This is a genomic window from Dyadobacter sp. CY343 (genome assembly GCF_021390335.1).
Classification (GTDB): domain Bacteria; phylum Bacteroidota; class Bacteroidia; order Cytophagales; family Spirosomataceae; genus Dyadobacter.
Genome location: NZ_JAJUXK010000004.1, coordinates 685,709 through 705,094, shown reverse-complemented (window position 1 = coordinate 705,094; position 19,386 = coordinate 685,709). Strand labels below are relative to the sequence as shown.

The window sequence follows — 19,386 nt, the reverse complement described above, 5'->3', positions numbered from 1 at the left end:
ATTTATTTATAGGCAGCTTACCCAATCTGAAGTTTATCCAAACGATATACGTCTTCAAAATCATTGGTAGTACCGTCAGCTGTCACGTCGAGATCCTGGAGAATACCTGTATGGATATCATATACAAGTCCATGCACCTGAAGAGCCTTACCGTTTGCCCACGCATTCTGTACGATGCTGGTTTTGGCAAGATCGCGAACCTGCTCGATCACATTAAGCTCAACGAGCCTGTCACTGCGGAGATTCATATCAGAAATAGCATTCAATTCTTCCTGGTGGAATCTGTAAACATCTTTAATATGACGCAACCAGTTGTCAATCAGCCCGACTTGCTTGTTACCCATTGCTGTAAGCACACCTCCACAACCATAATGGCCGCACACGATAATGTGTATTACACCGAGCACATTCACTGAATAATCGAGTACGCTGAGCATGCTCATATCCGTATGGATTACCATATTGGCAATATTCCGGTGCACAAAAATGTCTCCCGGCTGGGTGCCGGTCAATGCATTTGCCGGAACGCGGCTATCGGAACAACCGATCCACAAAAATTTGGGGCTTTGGCCTTTTGCCAGGGTGTTAAAAAATTCCGGGTTCTCCTGGGTAATATCGTCGACCCATTTCTTATTATTTTCAAAAAGCTGCTGATATGACTTAACCATGATTTCTCAATTATTGATTTAATAAAGCAATAGGAATATGCCTGGTATGTGACGACGGTAAAACCATCTTCATACAGGAAATACTAAAATTTGAGAGAAATCAGGCCAGCTCGGGTGGGGGAGAGAGGAGATTGTAAAAAATCTCGTTCCGAAAACTGGTGGAGTAAAGAAAGGAGGCCTTGAGTGGAATGGATAGGCAAAATTTGTCGAAATGGACAATATGATCCGGGAAGACCTGATCGTCGCTTACTTTTTCCGCTTCCGTTTTTTCATTATCGCATGTACCGGTATCGCAAACCACAGATGCCTTTGCTTTGGCCAGCAAGTAACTTGCCACATCTGTAGCTTTGCAGATGAGGAAGGCCGTGAGCAATATGAGGCAGAGCTTTCTGAGCAAGGTATTGCGGAGTTTGTAAAACGATTAAGGAACAGCTGACGGTGCTAAAACGTTCTGGCGGGCTATAAATTATAAGCAGCCTGCCATTTTGGAAAGTTCAGCCATCACCGGACACAAAAAAAGGGCGTTATAAACAGCCCTTTTACTTATTGGTTTTCCAGTTCTTTTCATTGTTCTCAAGCCAACGTCCTACCAGGAACGCAGAGCCTAAAAGAACAATGTAGAAAACGATCATTATGATTGTCATTTGCATAAAATATCCGTTTAGCGCTTCTTTTGAATCGAACAAAAGTAACTAAAAAAAGCAAACTGGAAGATTAATCGGTCAAAAAATTACAGTACTCCTTTGGTCGACGGCATGAAATCCAGCGCTTTCAAATCTCTCCTAACCGCCATTTTGATCGCTTTTGCAAACGCTTTAAAAATCGATTCGATCTTGTGGTGTTCGTTTTCCCCTTCCACTTTGATATTCAGATTTGAAAGTGAAGTGTCGGAGAACGATTTGAAGAAATGGAAGAACATTTCAGTTGGCATTTCTCCTATTTTTTCGCGCTTGAACTCCGCATCCCAAACAATCCACGGGCGACCGGAAAAATCAATGGCGACCTGCGCCAGGGCTTCGTCCATCGGCAATAGAAATCCGTAGCGGTTAATGCCTCTTTTGTCGCCGATCGCCTGCCGGTAAGCTTCACCGAGCGCAAGCGCAGTATCTTCAATGGTATGGTGTTCGTCAATGTGCAGGTCTCCCTCGACGCGGATCGTGAGGTCGGCGCCGGAATGCCTGGCGAGCTGATCTAGCATATGGTCGAAAAAGCCGAGGCCGGTATGGATCTCAGATCTGCCGCTTCCGTCGAGGTTAAGGTCGATCCTGATCTGTGTTTCTTTTGTATTGCGTTCCACGGACGCTTTCCGGGAAGGCAGTTTAATGTGCTCATAAATGCTGTCCCAATCTTTACTTACGAGTGTAGTGCATTGGTTCATGTCAGCGGAAACATTCGTTTCAGGCAGCACATCGGCATAGAGAATCGCTTTTGCACCCAAATTCACCGCTAGTTGAATATCTGTGAGCCGGTCTCCGATAACGAAACTGTTGGCCAGGTCATATTCATCAGAAAGGTAAGCAGTGAGCATACCGGTACCGGGTTTGCGGGTAGGCAGGTTATCTTCCGGAAAACTCCTGTCGATCAAGATTTCGGAGAAATGAATGTTCTCGCCTTCCAACGTCCGCAGCATTTTATTATGAGCCGGCCAGAATGTATCCTCCGGAAATGAATTTGTCCCCAAACCGTCCTGATTTGTGACCATTACCAGTTCATAATCAGTCTCTTCTGCGATTTTTCGCAGGTTTGAGATTGCTTTTGGTAGAAATTCGAGCTTTTCCAGAGAATCGACCTGAAAGTCGGTGGTAGGTTCTACAATAATTGTCCCGTCGCGGTCGATAAACAGTACTTTTTTCATTTAATATTTTTTAGGAAGATAGCCGACACATTCAGTCAGCGGGATTTTGCTGGCTGCAAAGTTCGCAAACTATGTGAAATTGAAAAGTGATTGGCAGGATTGTAGCCAAGAATCGCATATCCACTCTGCGCAAGAAGTCTTAACTTTGGGTTTTCAAACTGTATATAAGAAGATGTTTACTGGAATTGTTGAGGCAATAGGCGAAGTTGCTAATGTAGAGGAACAGGGTACTAACAAGACTTTTACGTTCCTTTCTTCGCTGGCGAAAGACTTTAAAATTGATCAGAGCATCAATCACAACGGTGTTTGTCTGACGGTAGTAGCAGTGGAAGGTGAATCTTACAAGGTAACCGCGATCGAGGAAACCCTTTCCAAAACCAACCTGGGCGCATTAACACCCGGGAGCAAAGTGAATCTGGAAAGGTGTATGCCGGCCAATGGAAGGTTTGACGGACATATTGTGCAGGGACACGTAGATCAAACCGGAATTTGTACCAATGTGGAAGAACGGGACGGAAGCTGGCTTTTTGATTTCGAGTATGATGCAGGAACAGGAAATATTACGGTCGAGAAAGGATCAATATGCATTAACGGAGTGAGTCTGACTGTTTTTAACTCAGGAGAAAATACTTTCCGGGTTGCTATAATACCCTATACCTATTCCTTCACAAATTTCCATTCGCTGCGGGCGGGCGATTCGGTGAATCTCGAATTTGATATTTTAGGGAAGTATATCAAAAGAATTCTGGGCGCTAATGCAGTTTAACATATTGGCTTCTTAGATTATTACGTTTATTTTTACCCGTATATACCAGTTTAGTGCATTCAAAATATTCATGGCCAAAATAAGTACGCAGTCCAAAAAGGACCTTTTCATACATATTGGAATTATCGTTTCGCTTCTTTTGGTAATCTTTCTGGGATTCTTTTTTGTTTATCTGCCCTTCACAACCAATCACGGCGAGGCTATTACTGTGCCGGATCTGAAAAAGAAGAGTGTAGCTGATCTCGAAGAGTTTCTGGATACCAAGGATCTGCGCTACGAAGTTGACTGCACATTTGTCGCCAATATTCCTCCGCTCACGATTATAGCACAATATCCGCCTCCGGGAGCGAAGGTGAAAGAGGGAAGGAAAATTTATGTGACGGTTGTATCCAATACCGCGCCGCTGATCAAAATGCCGAAGCTGACGGATATGACGCACCGGAGTGCGCAAATGCTGCTAAAAAGTGTAGGGCTGGAAGAAGGAAATATCTCCTATGTGCCTGATATGGCGCAGAATGCGGTACTGCGCCAGTTATATAATGGAAAAGAAATATTGCCCGGCCAGCCTATTACAAAGGGTTCAAAAATTGACCTGGAATTAGGAGAAGGTTTGGGTACCGCGCAATTTGAGGCTCCTTCCGTGATCGGAATGCCGCTCGACGAAGCCAAGATCGCGATTATCGGATCGGGTTTGAAGGTGGGGCAGCAAATGGAACTGCCAGCTGAGGAAGGGCAGGCGCCGGGATCAATTGTACGGCAAAATCCGGATGCTGGAAGCAATGTTAGAATAGGGGATGTTATCGATCTTTGGGTAACACCGCAGTCTTTGGAACCAACTGAGAATGGAACTATCCAACCCGAACCTTAAAAGCACATTTAATATCAGCAAGTATTTTATCTATATCGGAATGTTGCTGGTATTGCATTGCCGGGTTGCCCATGCGCAGCTTAGGCTCGTGCCGCTGGGTGAGGGAGATTACGAAGAAGAGGTTTCAGAAAACCGCACTTTAAGGACGGAGGTACTTTCGCTTCCTTTTTTTGATGATTTTTCTACTACAAGAACTGCCGCTCCGGACACGCGCTACTGGCTTGCAGGAAGTGGGGTGTACATTAATAACTCCCTCGCAACTTCGCAGCCATCGCGCAATATCGCCACATTCGACGGGCTGAATGCGCGCGGGGTTCCTTACAATCTCGTCAATCCGCTCGGTCAGGACTTTACAGATACACTCACTTCACAGCCCATTAACCTCGCAGGAAGAAGTGCGGCTGATTCTATTTATCTTAGCTTTTACTGGTCAGCGAAAGGACTGGGAGAATTACCTGATTCCAGCGATTACCTAAGTCTTGAGTTGTTAAATCGAAACAATGAGTGGACAACTATCTGGACTCAAAACGGGTTTGAGGCAGACACGTTATTCAGTCAGGAGTTTATTAAGATTTCAGACGCACTCTATTTGCACGGTGCGTTTCAATTCAGGTTCAGATCCTATGGACGTGGCTCGGGTCCGTTTGATACCTGGCATTTGGACTATGTGTATATCAATACAAAACGTTCAGTCCGCCAGCCTTACATTTTTGATGTAGCAACCAGAAAACCGGTTTCTCAGCTTTTGAAAACATACACAGCAATGCCACTAAGGCAGTATCTGGTCAAACCTGCGGCGGTTATCTCGGATTCGGTGAGTACAGATATTGTTAATCATTTCAATAACTTTAATATCCTCACCAGCACATTTACACTAACCGATGAGCGCACCGGAAAAGAATTGCAGCGAAACGTGCAGCGATCAATCTATGTAGAATCCCTAAAATCAAAGGCGCTGCAAGTGAAGCTCAATGCTCCTGTAATACCCACTGGGATAGATAGTATTAGTCTGGTGAGCCGCTTTTTTCTAACCACCACCGATTCGATTCCAAACCTTGGTTTGAAAAACAACGACACGATTGTTTCAAGAACTACCCTGAAAGATTACTTCGCATTCGACGACGGAAGTGCTGAATATGGTGTTCAGGTTAATCAAAAGTTAGGTAGGGTAGCAGTGCGCTATATCCTTTCCAAGCCCGATACGATTGGCGGTGTCCGACTTGCTATTGTTCCTTTCAACAAGGATATTGCAGGTCAAAGTTTTAACATTCAGATTCTTAGCAATAAAAATGGAAAGCCTGATCAGATGCTCGGACAGCGGTCAGTTGCTGTTTCGTACACCAATAGACGCGACGGTTTTGTAGATTATAAACTGGCAGTTCCGGTTGCAATAGCAGATACTTTTTACGTCGGCTGGAATCAGATCAATGAACAGCCGGTTACAGTGGGTTTTGATAGGAGTTCCAAGCTTGGGAAGAATCAGATATTTTATAACCTGGGTACGGAATGGGTACAGGAAAGATCTTTGAACGGAAGCATTATGATCCGTCCATATCTTGGCGAAAAAGCGCAAGGTGTGATCACTGGAAATGAGGAGTTGGCAACCGATCAAGTATTTTTTCCCAATCCAAATCGCGGTTCGCTGAACTGGAAGGCTGAAAATCTGAAACAAATTGATATATTTTCGAAAGAAGGGCGGCTTTTAAAAAGCGCGTTCCCGGATAACAGTGAAAAGTCTGTTGATATCTCCCATCTTCCTGACGGAATATATGTGATCAAAGCCTCTGACGGGAAACGATCGTTTGCACAAAAATTGTTAATCTTTAAATAGCTTACAGAAAACTACCTGACAATGGATATTACAGTTGAAGAATTAAAGAAAAGATTGGATGACGGGGAAGACCTGCATTTCTATGATGTTCGCGAAGAGCATGAATATGAGGAAGATAACCTTGGTGCTACCCTGATTCCACTCGGTGAATTGCCGGACCGTTTGGAAGAACTGGAACCACTGAAAAATGAGGAGATCATTATTCATTGCCGCTCCGGCGCCAGAAGTGGCAAAGCTGCCAAATTTCTTGAATCACAAGGTTTCACGAATACCCGCAATGTAGTTGGAGGTATCCTGGCATTCCGCGAGCTGGAAGACTAAAGTAAAAGCCCATTTTCTACGAGAATGGGCTTTTTGTTTTTAAATAGCTAGTTGGGTTTTAATGAAGTGAAGTATCTGATCATAATCTTCTACATCAAACCATTCAAAATTTCCCTGGTGCCGGAACCACGTTAGCTGCCTTTTTGCGTATCTTCTTGAATTCTGTTTTAAAACCCGGATCATTTCCTCTTCATCATAATTTCCGTCCAGGTACTCAAAAACTTCCTTGTAACCCACCGTTTGCAACGCCTGGTGCGATTTGAACTCCCTTAGCCCTTGTACTTCTTCCACCAGCCCATCATTCAGCATATTGTCTATTCTGGTGTCAATCCGTTGATATAGTTCTGCACGGTCACGATTTACGGCAATACAAACCGGATTGAAGTCCCGCTCCTTTTTATTTTCCAGTCTATATTGACTGATCGGTTTACCCATAGTTTTGTAAACTTCGAGCGCCCTGAGAACACGCTGCGGATTAGAAGTTTCGCTTGATTGAAAAAAAACCGGATCCACCCTTTCGAGCTCCTTTCTCAATATCTCCAAACCTTCATTTTGGAGTCTTTCTGTTAAAAATTCCCGCAGGCCAGGCGCGGGAGTAGGTAATTCGTCGAGACCTTCGAGTAGTGCCTTAATGTAAAATCCGGAGCCGCCGGTCAGTATTACGTAGTCGAGCGTTTCAAAGAGTGAATCCAGCAGCGAAAGGCAGTCCCGTTCAAAATCGCCGGCGCTGTAAGTTTGGGTTATTGAATGTGAATTAATGAAATGATGCGGCGCTTCGCTCAACTCCTGGGCAGATGGTTTTGCAGTACCGATATTGAGTTCCCTGAAAAACTGGCGGGAGTCGGCGGATATTATTTCTGTCTTTAAGTCTTTTGCTAATTCAATTGAAAGTGCGGTTTTGCCCACTGCGGTCGGACCGGCAATTACGACGAGTTTTTTCTTTTTACTATTTGGCATTTCCAAAAAGGAATAATGGTTTTTTTTATATAATTTATGCGTTAAACGACTCTACAGGCATCATTTCTGAGACTCTGTGCGTATATCTAATCACATTTCTATTTCAGTTCACAATTTAAACGTTGACAAATTATGTTAAAAAAATTATTACTATTTGCCTGGATAGGATCAGTCGTTCTATTTACGAGCAGCTGCGAGGGTCCTGAGGGGCCGCAGGGTGAGGTTGGTCCGCAGGGAGTAGCAGGTCCAGCGGGACCAGCAGGTCCGGCTGGGCAGGATGGTCAGGGCGGTGGCGGTGGCGCAGGCTCTATCATCGCTTTCATGGGCGAAATAGAAACCGATACAGCAGGCAATGTAGTAGTTGGTGATACAGCATTCTTTTCAGATTTCACGGATGAGGAGGTAGCAAGCGTAGAAAAGGGTGCATTTCAAGTTTATATCAAGGATGATGGTGGCTACTTCCCAATCCCCGGTACGGTGTTATTTGAAGACGAGGCTATCAGTTACAGTTATTATTATGTAGTTGAAGGCAATGGACTCTATTTCCCGATCTTCCGTACCTCAAATGCAAAGGTGAGACAACGTACTTTCGAGGAAATCCGGGTATTGGTTATGCCTGCGCTAAATCTTGGTAAGGAGAATGCTAAAATAAATTGGAAGAACTACGACGAAGCTGTTAAGGCATTAGGGCTTTCGGAGTCGGATGTAAAAGTGATCCGCAAGTAATAGCTGGAAAGTTCGAGATAATTAGATCTATTTCCGGTATTGTAAGTAACTATAAAAAATCCCCGCTGGAATGCCAGCGGGGATTTTTTATAGTTACTTCTAAATTCTGAGTTGTTAATATTCCCAAAGACCATGTTCAAGCTCCATCAGCTCTTGTTCGTAGTTAAGAGACTTGATCAAAGCTTCTTTCTGACCATCGTAAATGTCTAAAAACGCCTCATCGCTAGCATTTGAAAACTTGGTGATCCTTCCGTAAAACAGGCGAAGATCGAACGCGTCAGCCAGATTTTTGTTCTGTGCAGTATTATGCGTGTTGTACCAGATATACTTTTTAGGATCGCTTCTGAAAAGCCTCTCAACATCTTTGTATTTGAACGAAGCAACCGGAATTTCTAGGCCAGTCGATGTTTGTTCAGAGGGAAGGATGATAGTCAGAGACTGGATGTCATTGTAAAGACGTGATCTCTTTTTGTCAAAAGTCCAATCTTCCTTGATCTCGATGATGCTCAACTGATTTGGAAAATACTCCTCCTCAATTCCGCCTACTTCACCAAAAGTAGAGTCGATCTTCGGTTGTTCAACGATAGGAGCTTCCTCTGTTTTGGCTACCTGCGTATCCTTTGCACCCTTTTTTGTGGTCTTTTTCTTAGGCGGCCCCCAGCCGTCATCTTCTACGACCTCCTCCTTTTTAGGGTCTTTTTTTGCTGTATTACCCCAGCCGTCATCCGCAGTCTGAGTTTGCTTGGCAGCATCCGGCTTTGGTTTTCCACCCCATCCGTCATCTGTCTTAACTGGTTCACCAAAACCGGCAGCTATCTCCTCCTCCGACAAACCAGCGGTCTGATTCGGAATCACCATGCGTTTATGCAGCTCAGCGCCACCGATCTTAGTTGCGCAAGAATCATTTGTATATGCATCGATAAGACCTGCTTTCGCAGCATCCAGCAGATAGCGTGTAATCTCGTTATTTTTAGAGAACATGGAAATGTTCTGCTTTTCTTTAAGATCCACCCTTCTCCACAGCGTTCTTTTCATCATCACATCGCCATCTGCGATAGGTCGGGACGAGAAAGAATTAGCAGTTGAATCTTCCTTTTCCTGTGCAAATGCAACACCAGTTCCAATGGACAGGGATAGTATAGACCATGCAATCGTTTTTCCATTCATTCTTCTCATATCATGCAAGAGGTTGTATTGTCCAAAAAACGACAAAAAGTGATTATTAGTATAGTGTAACTGTCCTGTTTTGAGTACCCATTTCCACTTCGTTTATAGCGCCTTTAAAATTCTGACGCTCAACCTTCAAGATTGTAATAACGTAGCGATCTCCTGGCTGTGCCTGCTGGGCTAGGGAAGATATTGATCCACCACCACCTCGCAATGTTACACCATTTATACGACGGGTTCCGCGGGCAAGGGATACCTCAACTTCTGAAACCCTGAACTTAGCATCTTCCGGCGAAAAGTTCTTGAAGCTTTCGTCAGGTATTGCTACAACTTGAATACTTCTTGTTCCACTTGCAGGAGCACCACGTCTTTCGTCAAAAGCAGCGCCATTAACACGCACTTCCAAAGATGGCTTTGGCACTTTATTAACCCTGAAAGGCTCTGATCCTAAAACGTTGCCGCCGTTGCTGACAGTAATGTTCAACTGCGCTCTGCTAGGTACGATTGTGAATTTCCCTTTCTGTCCACTCTGTATAATTTCTCCTCCATCCGTTGAGAAGCTAGGAGCCCAAAGTGCGCCCAATGCCGGGCTTTGGATACTCAGTTTATTTGCACAACCCAGATAAAGTGGAGGCAATGTTCCTGTTTCAATCTGGTAAGTTGGCTTCACGACGAAATATTCCTGATTCATCGTGTAAGTAGTATCTCTGCCTGATGGAGTCGGGATCGTGATCCGCGCCTGCAATTCTCTTTTTACAATTCCTTCTGCATTATAACCTCCGCCTTGTGCAGTGAATTCTATCAGACCAATACCGTTCTCAACTTTCACCGGAGAGCCGTTAAGACTCATTCTAGGCGTGATACCACTTGCAGAAGCTGCGATAAACATCTGGCCTTTAAACTTGGTACCAGCTACAACAGTCTTAGCATCTGCACTGACCATCGCAAGTACTCTGTCAAACTTAACATCAGCCGCACCTACTTTGCTTGCCAGATAGTTAAGCACTTCGCCTTCCATCCGGCGAATATCAGTTTGCTTCTGACTCAAAACTGCTAATGCAGCTGCAACAGGAGTCGATTCAAAGTTTAATTCGGCAAAATCCTTGTTTCTCTGCTCCCTGTTACCCTTTACACTTGGATCTTCTCTGCCGTCCATAGCCAGCATCTGAAATTTATTCGGAGATAGCTGATTCATCTGTGCAGTGTAACCATTCAGGCGTTGCTGCAAGCCGTAAGCCTTTCCTTTTTTGCCTGTGGCAATCATTAACTGACCAACTTTAGATTCTTCCTGAGGGTTTTTAATTCCACCTTCCTCATTCAAACCGCTGCCGGCTTCATTAATAATCTGTTGTTTCAAAGTGTTGATTTCATTTGTAATATCGGCAGTAACCTTGCGAACTTCTTCGGCTTGTTTAATTACCGCAACGTCAGCTGACCGGTTTCCCGCTTTTTCAACAGCTGCTTTGATTTTAAGTACAGTTTCCTGGTTTATTTTATTAGCTGCTCCGGAGGATAGTTCCAAAGAATTGTTCAGAAGAATGAATTTTTCTATGATGGCTGAACTAACCTGCAATGCGAGCATTGCAGTAAGTACCAGGTACATCATGCCAATCATCTTTTGACGGGGTGTTTCTTTTCCACCTGCCATATTGTTCAGTAATCAGTTATCAGTGATTGAATAATTTGATGATAACAAACAATTAATAATTCGCTCAGAGGATTTACTATCGCTTGTTAGGGACTAATTAGGCATTTCCGCCACGCATTGCTGTGAGCATATTGCCATAAATGCCATTCAGGGACGAAATGTTCGTCGTCAGTTTTGACATTTCATTTTTAAACACTTGTGATTCTTTGGTAGCGTCAGCCATATTTTCCATAGCTGCTGTCAGATTACCATAAAATGCATTCATCGCTTTCAAATGCTTGGTAGTATCCTGCAATTCAAGTTCATAAACTGCATTCAATGCGCCCATGTTCTTAGTGATTTGCTGAAACTGGTCACGGTAGGATTGTGCATCTTTGGTAGCATCTGCCATCGAAGACATTGCATTGATAGCAACGCCATAAGATTTGTTCATGTCGCTGATCGCAGTTGAAGCACTTTTCACATTTCTTGCGTAATCATTAGTAGCAACAGTTGCATCGGTAAGATCAGTTATTTTGCCAACTGTGTCAGACAGGTTTCTGAATCCTTTACCAAGACTATCGAAAACGTCAGGAGAAAGCTTCGCGTTGTCAAGCATGTTGTCAAGCTTCGCTGTAATGTTGCTGCTTTGTGTTGAACCGCGGGTAATTGCGGGTCCGTTGTAATCGTCTGCAAGCTCAGGATAAACGCGGGTCCAGTCCGGATCTCTGTCACTCGATTGAGTTAAGGTTTGAAGCGCATAAAGTAAAAATATGATTACCTCTGTTCCAAGACCTGCTGTAAGCATCTCGCTACCTCCATCCCAGTGTTGAATTTTAAATAATGCCCCCATAATTACAACGGCAGCACCTGCACTATATATTGTTGGTACTAGTTTATCCCAAAAAAAATTAGGTCCGCTATTCTTAGCCATACGAATTGAAATCGGTTACAGTGAAAAATTTGATATTAATAAAGTGTTATTTGATTTTGAAGAGATCGTAAAAAAGAAGCAGAGTATCGAAACGCTGCTTCTTTTTATCTGGAATTTCATACTAGCGACGACGGGCACGGGCACCTCCTCGGTCGTTTACATTATCCATTACACAGCGGAAGCCAATAAATGCGCGGCGCTCAGTTTCATATTCGAATGTCCTGGTGCCTGTTTGCAGGTAGTAAGCAATATCTTTCCATGAACCACCCTTAACAACCTTACGAGGCTCGTCAGGATTATCATATTCCGGGTTCATATCCCAAACGATAGCAGTTGCGTTGTCAGTATAAGCGTCCGAAGTCCATTCCGCTACGTTTCCAGCCATATTGTAGAGTCCGAAATCATTTGGATTGTATGCATTAGCAGGACCGGTGTAAGGATAACCATCAGCGTCATAATTTCCGCGCTGCGGTTTGAAGTTTGCAAGGAAACATCCTTTTGCATTCATAGTATAAGGATTTCCCCAGGGATACTTAGCAACCGCACGTCCACCGCGAGCAGCCCATTCCCATTCAGCTTCTGATGGAAGACGGAAACCGGTCGAGTTGAACTGACCTTCTTTATTTTGAAAATCGTGCAAGAGATTGGTTCTCCATTTTGAAAAGTACTGAGCTCCCAGCCAGCTTACGCCAACAACAGGATAAGTATCAAAACCAGGATGCTGATAATAGTATTCAACAAACGGATCTCCATTTGAGTAAGCGAAGTCTTTCTTCCAAACCGTTGTATCAGGATAATACTTGGTCATAATCTCTTCTTCTCCAAGTACGGAAACGGAATCAACCAGAAGTGCATTCACGAACTGGCGGTATTCGTTGTTAGTGATCTCAGTATCATCCATATAGAACGAACTGATCGTTACCCGCCTATTCATATTGTTCATTGATGAGGCAATGTCTTCGTCTGCCTGGCCCATTATAAAAGAGCCGGATGGAATAACCACCATACCCGCCGGCGTAGTTTGTTTAAAGCCTTTTCTGGCTGTTGCTGTAATTTCTCCGTTTGAGATACCGCTTTCTTCTTGTCCGCCCTTGCCAAACTTACTTTTGATAAATCCGCAACTCTGCATGAGCATAAGAGCGGCTATCAAAAGCAGACTTTTGACTCCATCCCGATAGAACACTTTCACATTCATAGTGGTTTTGTAAAATTTGAGTATAAACTGTAGCCTAAAAACGCCGGCTAATGCTATAAAGTATAATTGAAAAAACAAAAAACTAATCTAAAAAAGGCACTGTTCAGCCGGGCAGGAAACTCTAAATTGTGCCCGGAAGCTGCTGAATTCAGTTAATTATCGACTTAACGTATTGAAAATGCGAATTGGTATGCAGGTCGACGATTTTACAAATATAAATTAAAGTTTCACAAACTGCTTGTGCCGAGCAAACTACCATTTAGGAAAATACCAAGTTTAATCCGGCTCATGTTGATTTATTGCTAGCCTGTAATTGAATATTACAAACTTTTCCGGTTTGAGCGATCAAAAGCGGAAGCGAGGCGTGCGGATGATCGTCTTCTTTCCGAATTTCGGAGAAGGTAATGCGTAGGATAACATAACTTCAAATGAAGACGCGGCCTTGGCGCGATCGCCACCGATCACCAGATCGTAGGCTCCTGAAAGGCGCAGCGACTGGTCTTGCAATAAATAGATCCCGCCCATTAATATGAAGTAAGAATCCTGTTGTCTGTAAGTACCGCCCACCCAGTAGCGCTTATTATAGGTTACCGTCGCGCCACCTTCAACAGACAAAGTGCTGATATCAGATTTTACCAAAACAATTGGTTGAATATCCAGTAAATAGCCCAGTTCAAGGTTTACGCCCGCATTGAAATAAATTGTTTGTGGCAATGGATTCGTACCCTGATCTGAACCTAGTTGGTATTTCGGTTTCAGCAAATGGTTCAGGGATATACCCGCATAAAAAGCATCACTTTCATATCGCACACCTACTGCCAGGTCAGGATTGATTTCTGAGATAACACCGGTTTGAATCAAAGGATCGTCCGGATCACGGGCGCGTAACTTTCCGTAGTCGATAGCCTGGCGAAATAAACCTGCACTTGCACCTACCTGCAAGTTACCCCCGGCAACGGGAATATGATACGCTGCGGAAAGTTTAAAATCCTGATCAGTTCTTGGGCCACTCTTGTCATTCAATGCATAGAAACCAATCCCGAAATTTTTGATTGGCATACTAAAAGAGAACAACTGCGTAGAAAGTGCACCGCCGGTATCGTCCAAGTTCGTGCCCTGATAGCCAGCGTACTGAGTCCGGTGCGTAAGCTGAAATTTCGTAAGTCCGTCAGCGCCAGCAGCTGCTGGATTGAGGTAAAGCTGATTTAAAGAGAATAAGCTAAACTGAGCATCTTTCTGGCCGACAGCAGCAAGGGGAATTAAAAATATTAGTGCAAGTAACCGGACATTTTTATTACTCCTTATAGTAAACTTCAAAGTCATACTTTTGGGTTTGTTTAGAGAACTTACCGAAGGTTTTCAGTTTAATTCATAACGCATATTGCTTAAAAAAATTGATATAAACACAAAAAAGCCCTGGAAATTTTCCAGGGCTTTTTCGGCCGAAAAACCTGTCATATCTTGTTGGCTTGCCGGATATATAGGTCGAGCGCGCCGGTCATGGAAGGCGCATTTGGTAGCGGTGCCTGAATGTCCAGAAACAGTCCGGCATCTTCTACTGCTTTAGCGGTGGTCGGACCAAATGCTGCTATCCGCGTATCTTTCTGTTTGAAGTCCGGGAAGTTCTCAAATAAAGACTTAATCCCTGACGGACTAAAAAACGCGATAATATCGTAGTATACGTCTTCCAGATCAGACAGGTCAGATGGAACGGTCTGATACATAGTCGCTTCGGTGAAGCTGAATTCTTCGGTGTCCGCAAATTCGGGAATATCGTTTTTCCTTACATCCGAACATGGGTACAAAAACTTCTCTTTTTTATGCTTGCGCATTAATTCGATCAGTTCCGTTGCCGTTTTTGTGCCCGTAAAAATCTTTCTTTTCCGGATCACTATATATTTCTGAAGGTAGTTGGCGGTTTGCTCGGAGATACAAAAGTATTTCATCGTCGCAGGAACCTCAATTCTTCCCTCAGTGCAAATCCGAAAGAAATGATCTATCGCATTTCTGCTCGTAAAAATGACGGCAGAATAATCTAGGATGTTGATTTTCTGTTTACGAAACTCTTTGTACGAAACGCCGTCGATCTGGATAAATGGCCTGAAATCAACTTTGATATTATACTTTTTAGCCAATTCGTAATAAGGTGAATTTTCGTCGGCGGGTCGGGATTGGCTTACTAGCAGGCTGGTAACCTTTTTGAGCCTTTCCTGATCAAAATTGATTGTCTCACTCATGTAAAATCCTCATTAGTTTAGTCCAAACTCATCATTATTAGTTATAGGGCAAATTTCATACTAACGATGAGCGGGATTATTTCAATGACGCAAAGGTAAGAAAATAAATAGAGATTAATCAACGCGCCGGGGGGCTTAGTAACCACGTATAGCGCAACGAAACGGGCAAAATAGAAGAACAGGAAGGGGAGGAGAATGTAGGGCCGCATATCCCCAATCCAGGTTGCTCGATTGAAACTCACAGTAAATACAATCAAAAACAATGCTCCGTAAAACATATACGAGGATTGTATTATTTTGATGAATATGGTATCAACCTGTTTGTCGAGATTGAGCATATTACCCGCAAGCAGCATGAATATATACTTGACGTAAGTGAGTATGAAGAATATCGTGCTAAGTATCAAAAAGTCCCCCAGAATAAGCAAAGTGTTCGGTTTCTCTGATAGTATGTTGTTTACTGAAAACAAGTTAAGCCTGTTGCTCGACAGAAACACAAGTACAAAGCCCATCCACATTGCAGTAATGAGCGCAAAGAAAATTATTGTATTACTGTAAGGTTTGTTGATTTTGGAAACCTGGTCCCGCGGGTCGCTGTTGAAAAACTCGATAGGATTTATCAAACGGAGAAACGACAACGGATTAAGGTTAAAGATCCAGGCATTTAATATCAGGATCAATACCAAAGCGATCACAGCGAAGTTACCGAACGGGGTAAACGAAATGGGTTTGATGTTGATGAAATTGGGCCGGGATGTGTTGAGCCCGATCGCCTCATTTGTTTTTTTTTTGTTGCACAATAGGGCAATTTTATCAGCAACACCCTCGCTGCCGTAAATCGTGACGAGCAGTTCGTCTTTTTTATAAATTTTGAAAAGACTGTCAATACTGAGTTCCTGCCACGAATTTCCCTCAATGCGGTTTTGCAGCGCACCTTCTACAAAAAGATAGCTTTCTGTATCGGATGTGAGTAATAGAAAGTACCTCCTGTTTTTGACCAGATCAATATATAAACTCGCTGATCTGGTTCCTTCGTTTACGCCCGGAGAAAATGGGACGTAATTCTTATACTGATCGCTGTAAACCAGCCAGTCATTTTCGTAATTATAAACGGGAAAGAAACGCTCGGGAGGTGTAATTTTTGGCGCGCTCGTGGAAAAAGTGCCCAGGAACAGTAACGCTGTGAAGAAAGCCCAAAAGAATGGTGTGAATATGGACCTCATAAGAATAAAAGGGCGGAGTTTCCTCAGCCCTCTTAAAAAATATATCGTAAGTAAGTATTATTTCTTTCCAAGGGCAAGTAACATCGTTTCGCCGATCAATGCTGGCGACTCAGCTACAAAAATCCCTGATTCCTTCATAATTCTGATCTTAGCCTCAGCTGTATCATCAGCTCCACCGATAATTGCACCGGCGTGGCCCATTCTGCGCCCTTTTGGAGCAGTTTGACCTGCGATGAAACCTACAACAGGTTTTTTGTTACCAGTTGATTTGATATAGTTAGCTGCATCAGCTTCCATGCTTCCGCCAATTTCACCGATCATTACGATCGCCTCAGTTTCAGGATCGTTCATCAAAAGCTCAACCGCTTCTTTAGTAGTAGTACCAATAATAGGGTCACCGCCGATACCAATCGCAGTAGTTTGTCCCAATCCTGCGCGGGTTAGCTGATCAACTGCTTCATAAGTCAAAGTACCTGATTTAGAGACCAGTCCGACAGTTCCTTTTTTGAAGATAAAGCCTGGCATAATACCCACTTTGCATTCCTCAGCAGTAATAACGCCAGGGCAGTTAGGTCCGATCAAGCGGCAATTTTTGTTTTTGATATATTCTTTTGCCTGCATCATATCCTTGGTCGGGATACCTTCGGTGATACAAACGATTACGCCGATACCAGCATCAGCAGATTCCATGATTGCGTCAGCGGCGAATGCCGGTGGAACGAAAATGATAGCCACGTCAGCTCCGGTAGAACGAACAGCCTGATCGACGGTATTGAATACAGGTCTTTCCAAATGAGAAAGTCCGCCTTTACCAGGAGTAACTCCACCTACGACATTGGTACCATATTCTATCATCTGCTGGGCGTGAAAAGACCCTTCCGAACCGGTAAATCCCTGAACTATAATCTTAGAATTTTTATTAACTAAAACGCTCATGTTGGTAAATCAGTTTTTTTGGTAAAAGTAGAACGAAAAGCACGAAGTAGCAAAATGTAACCAGAATTTGTAAATTGCTTTTTTCGATTATATGACGCGTGTTTATGGATATACTTAGCAGTCCTCATATATTTTCTAACCTCGTTTTAAGCTTCACCAGTCTGTTCATTTTTTTCAGGTATTTCAAAAGCCAGCCGCCCGTCACAAGGTGGCTTTGGGGGATATTCCTTTTCAGTATATCCTTCGTTGCGCTCACTGATTTACTGGTATTTGCAGGAGTTGAGAGTTTGGAAAACGTACATGAAATAGTAATCGCCGGAGAAATGACACTCGGCGCACTTTGCCTCGTCTCCGGCGCCTGGTGCCTCATTATGCGGTACGAGGGCGGAAACTTTCTATTGACCTCAACCATCGCGCTGGGAATCCTGCTTTTTTATTGCATTACCTGGTTTCGCGTCGAATATGTGGGACTCATCATCAAATCCCTGTGCATTCTGGTCACCTTGCTGATTTCGTGCGTGGGTTTGGCCAACAGACAAAAAAGTGCCTTGTGGGCTGTTTTTTCAATGATGTTACTAGCCTTATCGACAAAGTCAGGCAATTTGCCGATCCCGATGGACCCGGTCGATATTAACCATTATATGATGGTACTTTCGGTGATATGCGTGGGTAGGGCAGTGCGCGATCAGTACAAAATACTCTTCTGAATGATTGTTTATCAAACAAATGTTAATGGATTGTATTTTTAAAAACTCGTGTAGTAAATTGCGGAGGTTAAATTTAATTAAACAAGTACACTAATACTCAGAATATGAAAACGACTAAGTATGGCGTAATGCTTCTTGCCGCAGTTTTGGCTTTTGGAGCAGTTACTACGAGCCCTGTTCAAGCAAAAGTTCCTGCCGGCACAGAGGTGAACGATGCTAAGCAAGTTAAAACGATCGTCATTAAAGGAAGTGACGCAATGCAGTTTGACCTGAAAGAAATCAAAGTTAAAGCCGGACAGAAAGTGAAGTTGACCCTGACACACTCAGGTAAACTTGCGAAAGCGGCAATGGGCCATAACTGGGTATTGTTGAAGCCAGGCGTTGACGTTGCTACATTCGGTTCAAAAGCAGCTGCTGCCAGAGAAACTGAGTACATTCCTGCATCTGAGAAACCAAGCGTAATTGCACATACCAAATTAGTTGGTGGCGGAGAAAGCGATACTGTCGAATTCACAGCTCCTGCAAAAGGTACTTACACTTACATTTGCAGCTTCCCAGGGCATTATGCACTGATGAAAGGCAGCTTTATTGTAGAATAAGTTTAAGCATAAAAGATATAATGCAAAAAGGCGCTGGATTCAGCGCCTTTTTGCATTATCGGGGTATCAAATAAGGCTGTCAGATCTGTGCAAGCTGTTTTTCGATCAGCTCAATAATTTCAGGCCTGTCCCATTTCGAAGCGCCTATTTCCTGCGCTAATATCTTTCCGTTATAAATGATATAAGTACGCGGAATTGCATTGCCGTCAAGAGCTGGCGGATAAGGTCCAGCATATTGGAAAAAGGGCAGGTTATATCCCTTGCGCGCAATAAACGGGTTGACAGTTTCGGCATCTTCGTCCGAGATAATATAAAAAGCTACTTTTTCGTGATCCTTGTATTTGTCGTAAAGTTTCTGGATACCAGGCATTTCCATATTGCACGGGCCGCACCAGGTTGCCCATACATTCACAAATATCAGCTTATCCTGAGCCATCGATACCTGATTGCCTTTCAGATCGTTCAGTGCGGATAGGTAAACGGACGTATCTTCTTCCAGCTGCGGCATCTCACCTTCACTTGCTATCTGCGGAGAATCGCCGGGTTTTAGAAAAGCGAAATAAACAGCTAACGCAGCTACGATAATCAGCCCTGCGAGAAGTAGTTTCTTGAAGCTTCCGGTCATAAAATGGTTTGGTAAAATGAAAAATGTCCAGTTCGTGGGAAACATAAATGTAGGGATATTCTAAGAAACCGGTCTAAGAAAGCGCTGGAAAATAAGGGTATTTGTTTTTTTGATGCAGAGAAGGAATTTGAATACTTTTATAGA

At 43.5% G+C, this 19,386-nt stretch carries 20 protein-coding genes; 8 read left to right on the top strand and 12 right to left on the bottom strand.

Features of this window, described 5'->3' with window-relative positions; translation table 11 throughout:
* Nucleotides 1–17: 17 nt before the first annotated feature.
* A complete protein-coding gene (gene can / locus LZG94_RS14960) occupies nucleotides 18–668 on the bottom strand; it encodes a carbonate dehydratase (RefSeq protein ID WP_233792664.1) in 651 nt (216 codons plus the stop codon).
* Nucleotides 669–879: 211 nt separating this feature from the next.
* Here can and LZG94_RS14955 point away from each other — a divergent pair, with 211 nt between their 5' ends.
* Nucleotides 880–1,104, top strand: a complete 225-nt coding sequence (locus LZG94_RS14955; RefSeq protein ID WP_233792663.1) for a hypothetical protein — start codon at nucleotides 880–882, stop codon at nucleotides 1,102–1,104.
* 294 nt (nucleotides 1,105–1,398) lie between these two features.
* Here the strand turns inward: LZG94_RS14955 and hisB are convergent, their stop codons facing one another.
* The gene (gene hisB, locus LZG94_RS14950) at nucleotides 1,399–2,523 is read right to left on the bottom strand and encodes a bifunctional histidinol-phosphatase/imidazoleglycerol-phosphate dehydratase HisB (RefSeq protein WP_233792662.1); all 1,125 of its coding nucleotides are present in this window, start codon (nucleotides 2,521–2,523) and stop codon (nucleotides 1,399–1,401) included.
* A gap of 172 nt (nucleotides 2,524–2,695) precedes the next feature.
* On the opposite strand from hisB, the gene LZG94_RS14945 reads away from it, so the two are divergent.
* The 4 genes from LZG94_RS14945 to LZG94_RS14930 all read left to right on the top strand — a co-directional run bounded on the left by LZG94_RS14945 (nucleotide 2,696) and on the right by LZG94_RS14930 (nucleotide 6,309).
* Nucleotides 2,696–3,289 (top strand): riboflavin synthase, encoded by a 594-nt coding sequence (locus LZG94_RS14945; protein WP_233792661.1) that lies wholly within the window; start codon nucleotides 2,696–2,698, stop codon nucleotides 3,287–3,289.
* Nucleotides 3,290–3,359: 70 nt separating this feature from the next.
* Nucleotides 3,360–4,157, top strand: coding sequence for a PASTA domain-containing protein (locus LZG94_RS14940; protein ID WP_215234654.1), 798 nt, complete (start codon nucleotides 3,360–3,362; stop codon nucleotides 4,155–4,157).
* Nucleotides 4,132–5,988: a T9SS type A sorting domain-containing protein gene (locus LZG94_RS14935; RefSeq protein WP_233792660.1), complete on the top strand. Its 1,857-nt coding sequence runs from the start codon at nucleotides 4,132–4,134 to the stop codon at nucleotides 5,986–5,988. Before LZG94_RS14940 ends, LZG94_RS14935 begins: the two co-directional genes overlap by 26 nt.
* 21 nt (nucleotides 5,989–6,009) lie before the next feature.
* Nucleotides 6,010–6,309 (top strand): rhodanese-like domain-containing protein, encoded by a 300-nt coding sequence (locus tag LZG94_RS14930; protein WP_215234656.1) that lies wholly within the window; start codon nucleotides 6,010–6,012, stop codon nucleotides 6,307–6,309.
* A 39-nt stretch (nucleotides 6,310–6,348) separates the two neighbouring features.
* On the opposite strand, the gene miaA is transcribed toward LZG94_RS14930, so the two are convergent.
* Nucleotides 6,349–7,266, bottom strand: a complete 918-nt coding sequence (gene miaA, locus LZG94_RS14925) for a tRNA (adenosine(37)-N6)-dimethylallyltransferase MiaA (protein ID WP_233792659.1) — start codon at nucleotides 7,264–7,266, stop codon at nucleotides 6,349–6,351.
* A 132-nt stretch (nucleotides 7,267–7,398) separates the two neighbouring features.
* Between miaA and LZG94_RS14920 the strand changes: the two genes are divergently transcribed.
* Entirely contained in the window at nucleotides 7,399–7,992 is a 594-nt protein-coding gene (locus tag LZG94_RS14920; protein WP_233792658.1) for a hypothetical protein, read from the top strand.
* A 114-nt stretch (nucleotides 7,993–8,106) separates the two neighbouring features.
* Here the strand turns inward: LZG94_RS14920 and gldN are convergent, their stop codons facing one another.
* The 8 genes from gldN to sucD form a co-directional block, all read right to left on the bottom strand.
* Nucleotides 8,107–9,159 carry a gliding motility protein GldN gene (gldN, locus tag LZG94_RS14915; protein ID WP_233793125.1) on the bottom strand — a complete coding sequence of 351 codons (1,053 nt, stop codon included), beginning with the start codon at nucleotides 9,157–9,159 and terminating at the stop codon, nucleotides 8,107–8,109.
* 55 nt (nucleotides 9,160–9,214) lie between these two features.
* On the bottom strand, nucleotides 9,215–10,807 hold the full coding sequence (gldM, locus tag LZG94_RS14910) for a gliding motility protein GldM (protein WP_215234659.1): 1,593 nt from the start codon (nucleotides 10,805–10,807) through the stop codon (nucleotides 9,215–9,217).
* Between the two features lie 97 nt (nucleotides 10,808–10,904).
* Complete coding sequence (gldL, locus tag LZG94_RS14905) at nucleotides 10,905–11,720, bottom strand: gliding motility protein GldL (RefSeq protein WP_233792657.1); 816 nt, start codon at nucleotides 11,718–11,720, stop codon at nucleotides 10,905–10,907.
* Nucleotides 11,721–11,841: 121 nt separating this feature from the next.
* Nucleotides 11,842–12,915, bottom strand: a complete 1,074-nt coding sequence (locus LZG94_RS14900) for an SUMF1/EgtB/PvdO family nonheme iron enzyme (protein WP_215234661.1) — start codon at nucleotides 12,913–12,915, stop codon at nucleotides 11,842–11,844.
* A gap of 345 nt (nucleotides 12,916–13,260) precedes the next feature.
* Nucleotides 13,261–14,238, bottom strand: a complete 978-nt coding sequence (locus tag LZG94_RS14895) for a type IX secretion system membrane protein PorP/SprF (protein ID WP_233792656.1) — start codon at nucleotides 14,236–14,238, stop codon at nucleotides 13,261–13,263.
* 131 nt (nucleotides 14,239–14,369) lie between these two features.
* Nucleotides 14,370–15,152 carry a uroporphyrinogen-III synthase gene (locus LZG94_RS14890; protein WP_215234663.1) on the bottom strand — a complete coding sequence of 261 codons (783 nt, stop codon included), beginning with the start codon at nucleotides 15,150–15,152 and terminating at the stop codon, nucleotides 14,370–14,372.
* 41 nt (nucleotides 15,153–15,193) lie between these two features.
* The gene (locus LZG94_RS14885) at nucleotides 15,194–16,375 is read right to left on the bottom strand and encodes a DUF4271 domain-containing protein (protein ID WP_233792655.1); all 1,182 of its coding nucleotides are present in this window, start codon (nucleotides 16,373–16,375) and stop codon (nucleotides 15,194–15,196) included.
* Between the two features lie 57 nt (nucleotides 16,376–16,432).
* Nucleotides 16,433–17,311: a succinate--CoA ligase subunit alpha gene (gene sucD / locus LZG94_RS14880; protein ID WP_233792654.1), complete on the bottom strand. Its 879-nt coding sequence runs from the start codon at nucleotides 17,309–17,311 to the stop codon at nucleotides 16,433–16,435.
* 104 nt (nucleotides 17,312–17,415) lie between these two features.
* Here sucD and LZG94_RS14875 point away from each other — a divergent pair, with 104 nt between their 5' ends.
* Nucleotides 17,416–18,018 carry a hypothetical protein gene (locus LZG94_RS14875; RefSeq protein WP_215234665.1) on the top strand — a complete coding sequence of 201 codons (603 nt, stop codon included), beginning with the start codon at nucleotides 17,416–17,418 and terminating at the stop codon, nucleotides 18,016–18,018.
* A 104-nt stretch (nucleotides 18,019–18,122) separates the two neighbouring features.
* The gene (azu, locus tag LZG94_RS14870) at nucleotides 18,123–18,617 is read left to right on the top strand and encodes an azurin (RefSeq protein ID WP_233792653.1); all 495 of its coding nucleotides are present in this window, start codon (nucleotides 18,123–18,125) and stop codon (nucleotides 18,615–18,617) included.
* 79 nt (nucleotides 18,618–18,696) lie between these two features.
* On the opposite strand, the gene LZG94_RS14865 is transcribed toward azu, so the two are convergent.
* Nucleotides 18,697–19,242 (bottom strand): TlpA disulfide reductase family protein, encoded by a 546-nt coding sequence (locus LZG94_RS14865; protein WP_233792652.1) that lies wholly within the window; start codon nucleotides 19,240–19,242, stop codon nucleotides 18,697–18,699.
* Nucleotides 19,243–19,386 lie beyond the last annotated feature (144 nt).

Bases quoted from the DNA above. Each gene is read 5' to 3' on its own strand.
- can (WP_233792664.1), bottom strand. From the start codon at position 668: ATGGTTAAGTCATATCAGCAGCTTTTTGAAAATAATAAGAAATGGGTC.
- LZG94_RS14955 (WP_233792663.1), top strand. From the start codon at position 880: ATGGACAATATGATCCGGGAAGACCTGATCGTCGCTTACTTTTTCCGC.
- hisB (WP_233792662.1), bottom strand. From the start codon at position 2,523: ATGAAAAAAGTACTGTTTATCGACCGCGACGGGACAATTATTGTAGAA.
- LZG94_RS14945 (WP_233792661.1), top strand. From the start codon at position 2,696: ATGTTTACTGGAATTGTTGAGGCAATAGGCGAAGTTGCTAATGTAGAG.
- LZG94_RS14940 (WP_215234654.1), top strand. From the start codon at position 3,360: ATGGCCAAAATAAGTACGCAGTCCAAAAAGGACCTTTTCATACATATT.
- LZG94_RS14935 (WP_233792660.1), top strand. From the start codon at position 4,132: ATGGAACTATCCAACCCGAACCTTAAAAGCACATTTAATATCAGCAAG.
- LZG94_RS14930 (WP_215234656.1), top strand. From the start codon at position 6,010: ATGGATATTACAGTTGAAGAATTAAAGAAAAGATTGGATGACGGGGAA.
- miaA (WP_233792659.1), bottom strand. From the start codon at position 7,266: ATGCCAAATAGTAAAAAGAAAAAACTCGTCGTAATTGCCGGTCCGACC.
- LZG94_RS14920 (WP_233792658.1), top strand. From the start codon at position 7,399: ATGTTAAAAAAATTATTACTATTTGCCTGGATAGGATCAGTCGTTCTA.
- gldN (WP_233793125.1), bottom strand. From the start codon at position 9,159: ATGAATGGAAAAACGATTGCATGGTCTATACTATCCCTGTCCATTGGA.
- gldM (WP_215234659.1), bottom strand. From the start codon at position 10,807: ATGGCAGGTGGAAAAGAAACACCCCGTCAAAAGATGATTGGCATGATG.
- gldL (WP_233792657.1), bottom strand. From the start codon at position 11,720: ATGGCTAAGAATAGCGGACCTAATTTTTTTTGGGATAAACTAGTACCA.
- LZG94_RS14900 (WP_215234661.1), bottom strand. From the start codon at position 12,915: ATGAATGTGAAAGTGTTCTATCGGGATGGAGTCAAAAGTCTGCTTTTG.
- LZG94_RS14895 (WP_233792656.1), bottom strand. From the start codon at position 14,238: ATGACTTTGAAGTTTACTATAAGGAGTAATAAAAATGTCCGGTTACTT.
- LZG94_RS14890 (WP_215234663.1), bottom strand. From the start codon at position 15,152: ATGAGTGAGACAATCAATTTTGATCAGGAAAGGCTCAAAAAGGTTACC.
- LZG94_RS14885 (WP_233792655.1), bottom strand. From the start codon at position 16,375: ATGAGGTCCATATTCACACCATTCTTTTGGGCTTTCTTCACAGCGTTA.
- sucD (WP_233792654.1), bottom strand. From the start codon at position 17,311: ATGAGCGTTTTAGTTAATAAAAATTCTAAGATTATAGTTCAGGGATTT.
- LZG94_RS14875 (WP_215234665.1), top strand. From the start codon at position 17,416: ATGGATATACTTAGCAGTCCTCATATATTTTCTAACCTCGTTTTAAGC.
- azu (WP_233792653.1), top strand. From the start codon at position 18,123: ATGAAAACGACTAAGTATGGCGTAATGCTTCTTGCCGCAGTTTTGGCT.
- LZG94_RS14865 (WP_233792652.1), bottom strand. From the start codon at position 19,242: ATGACCGGAAGCTTCAAGAAACTACTTCTCGCAGGGCTGATTATCGTA.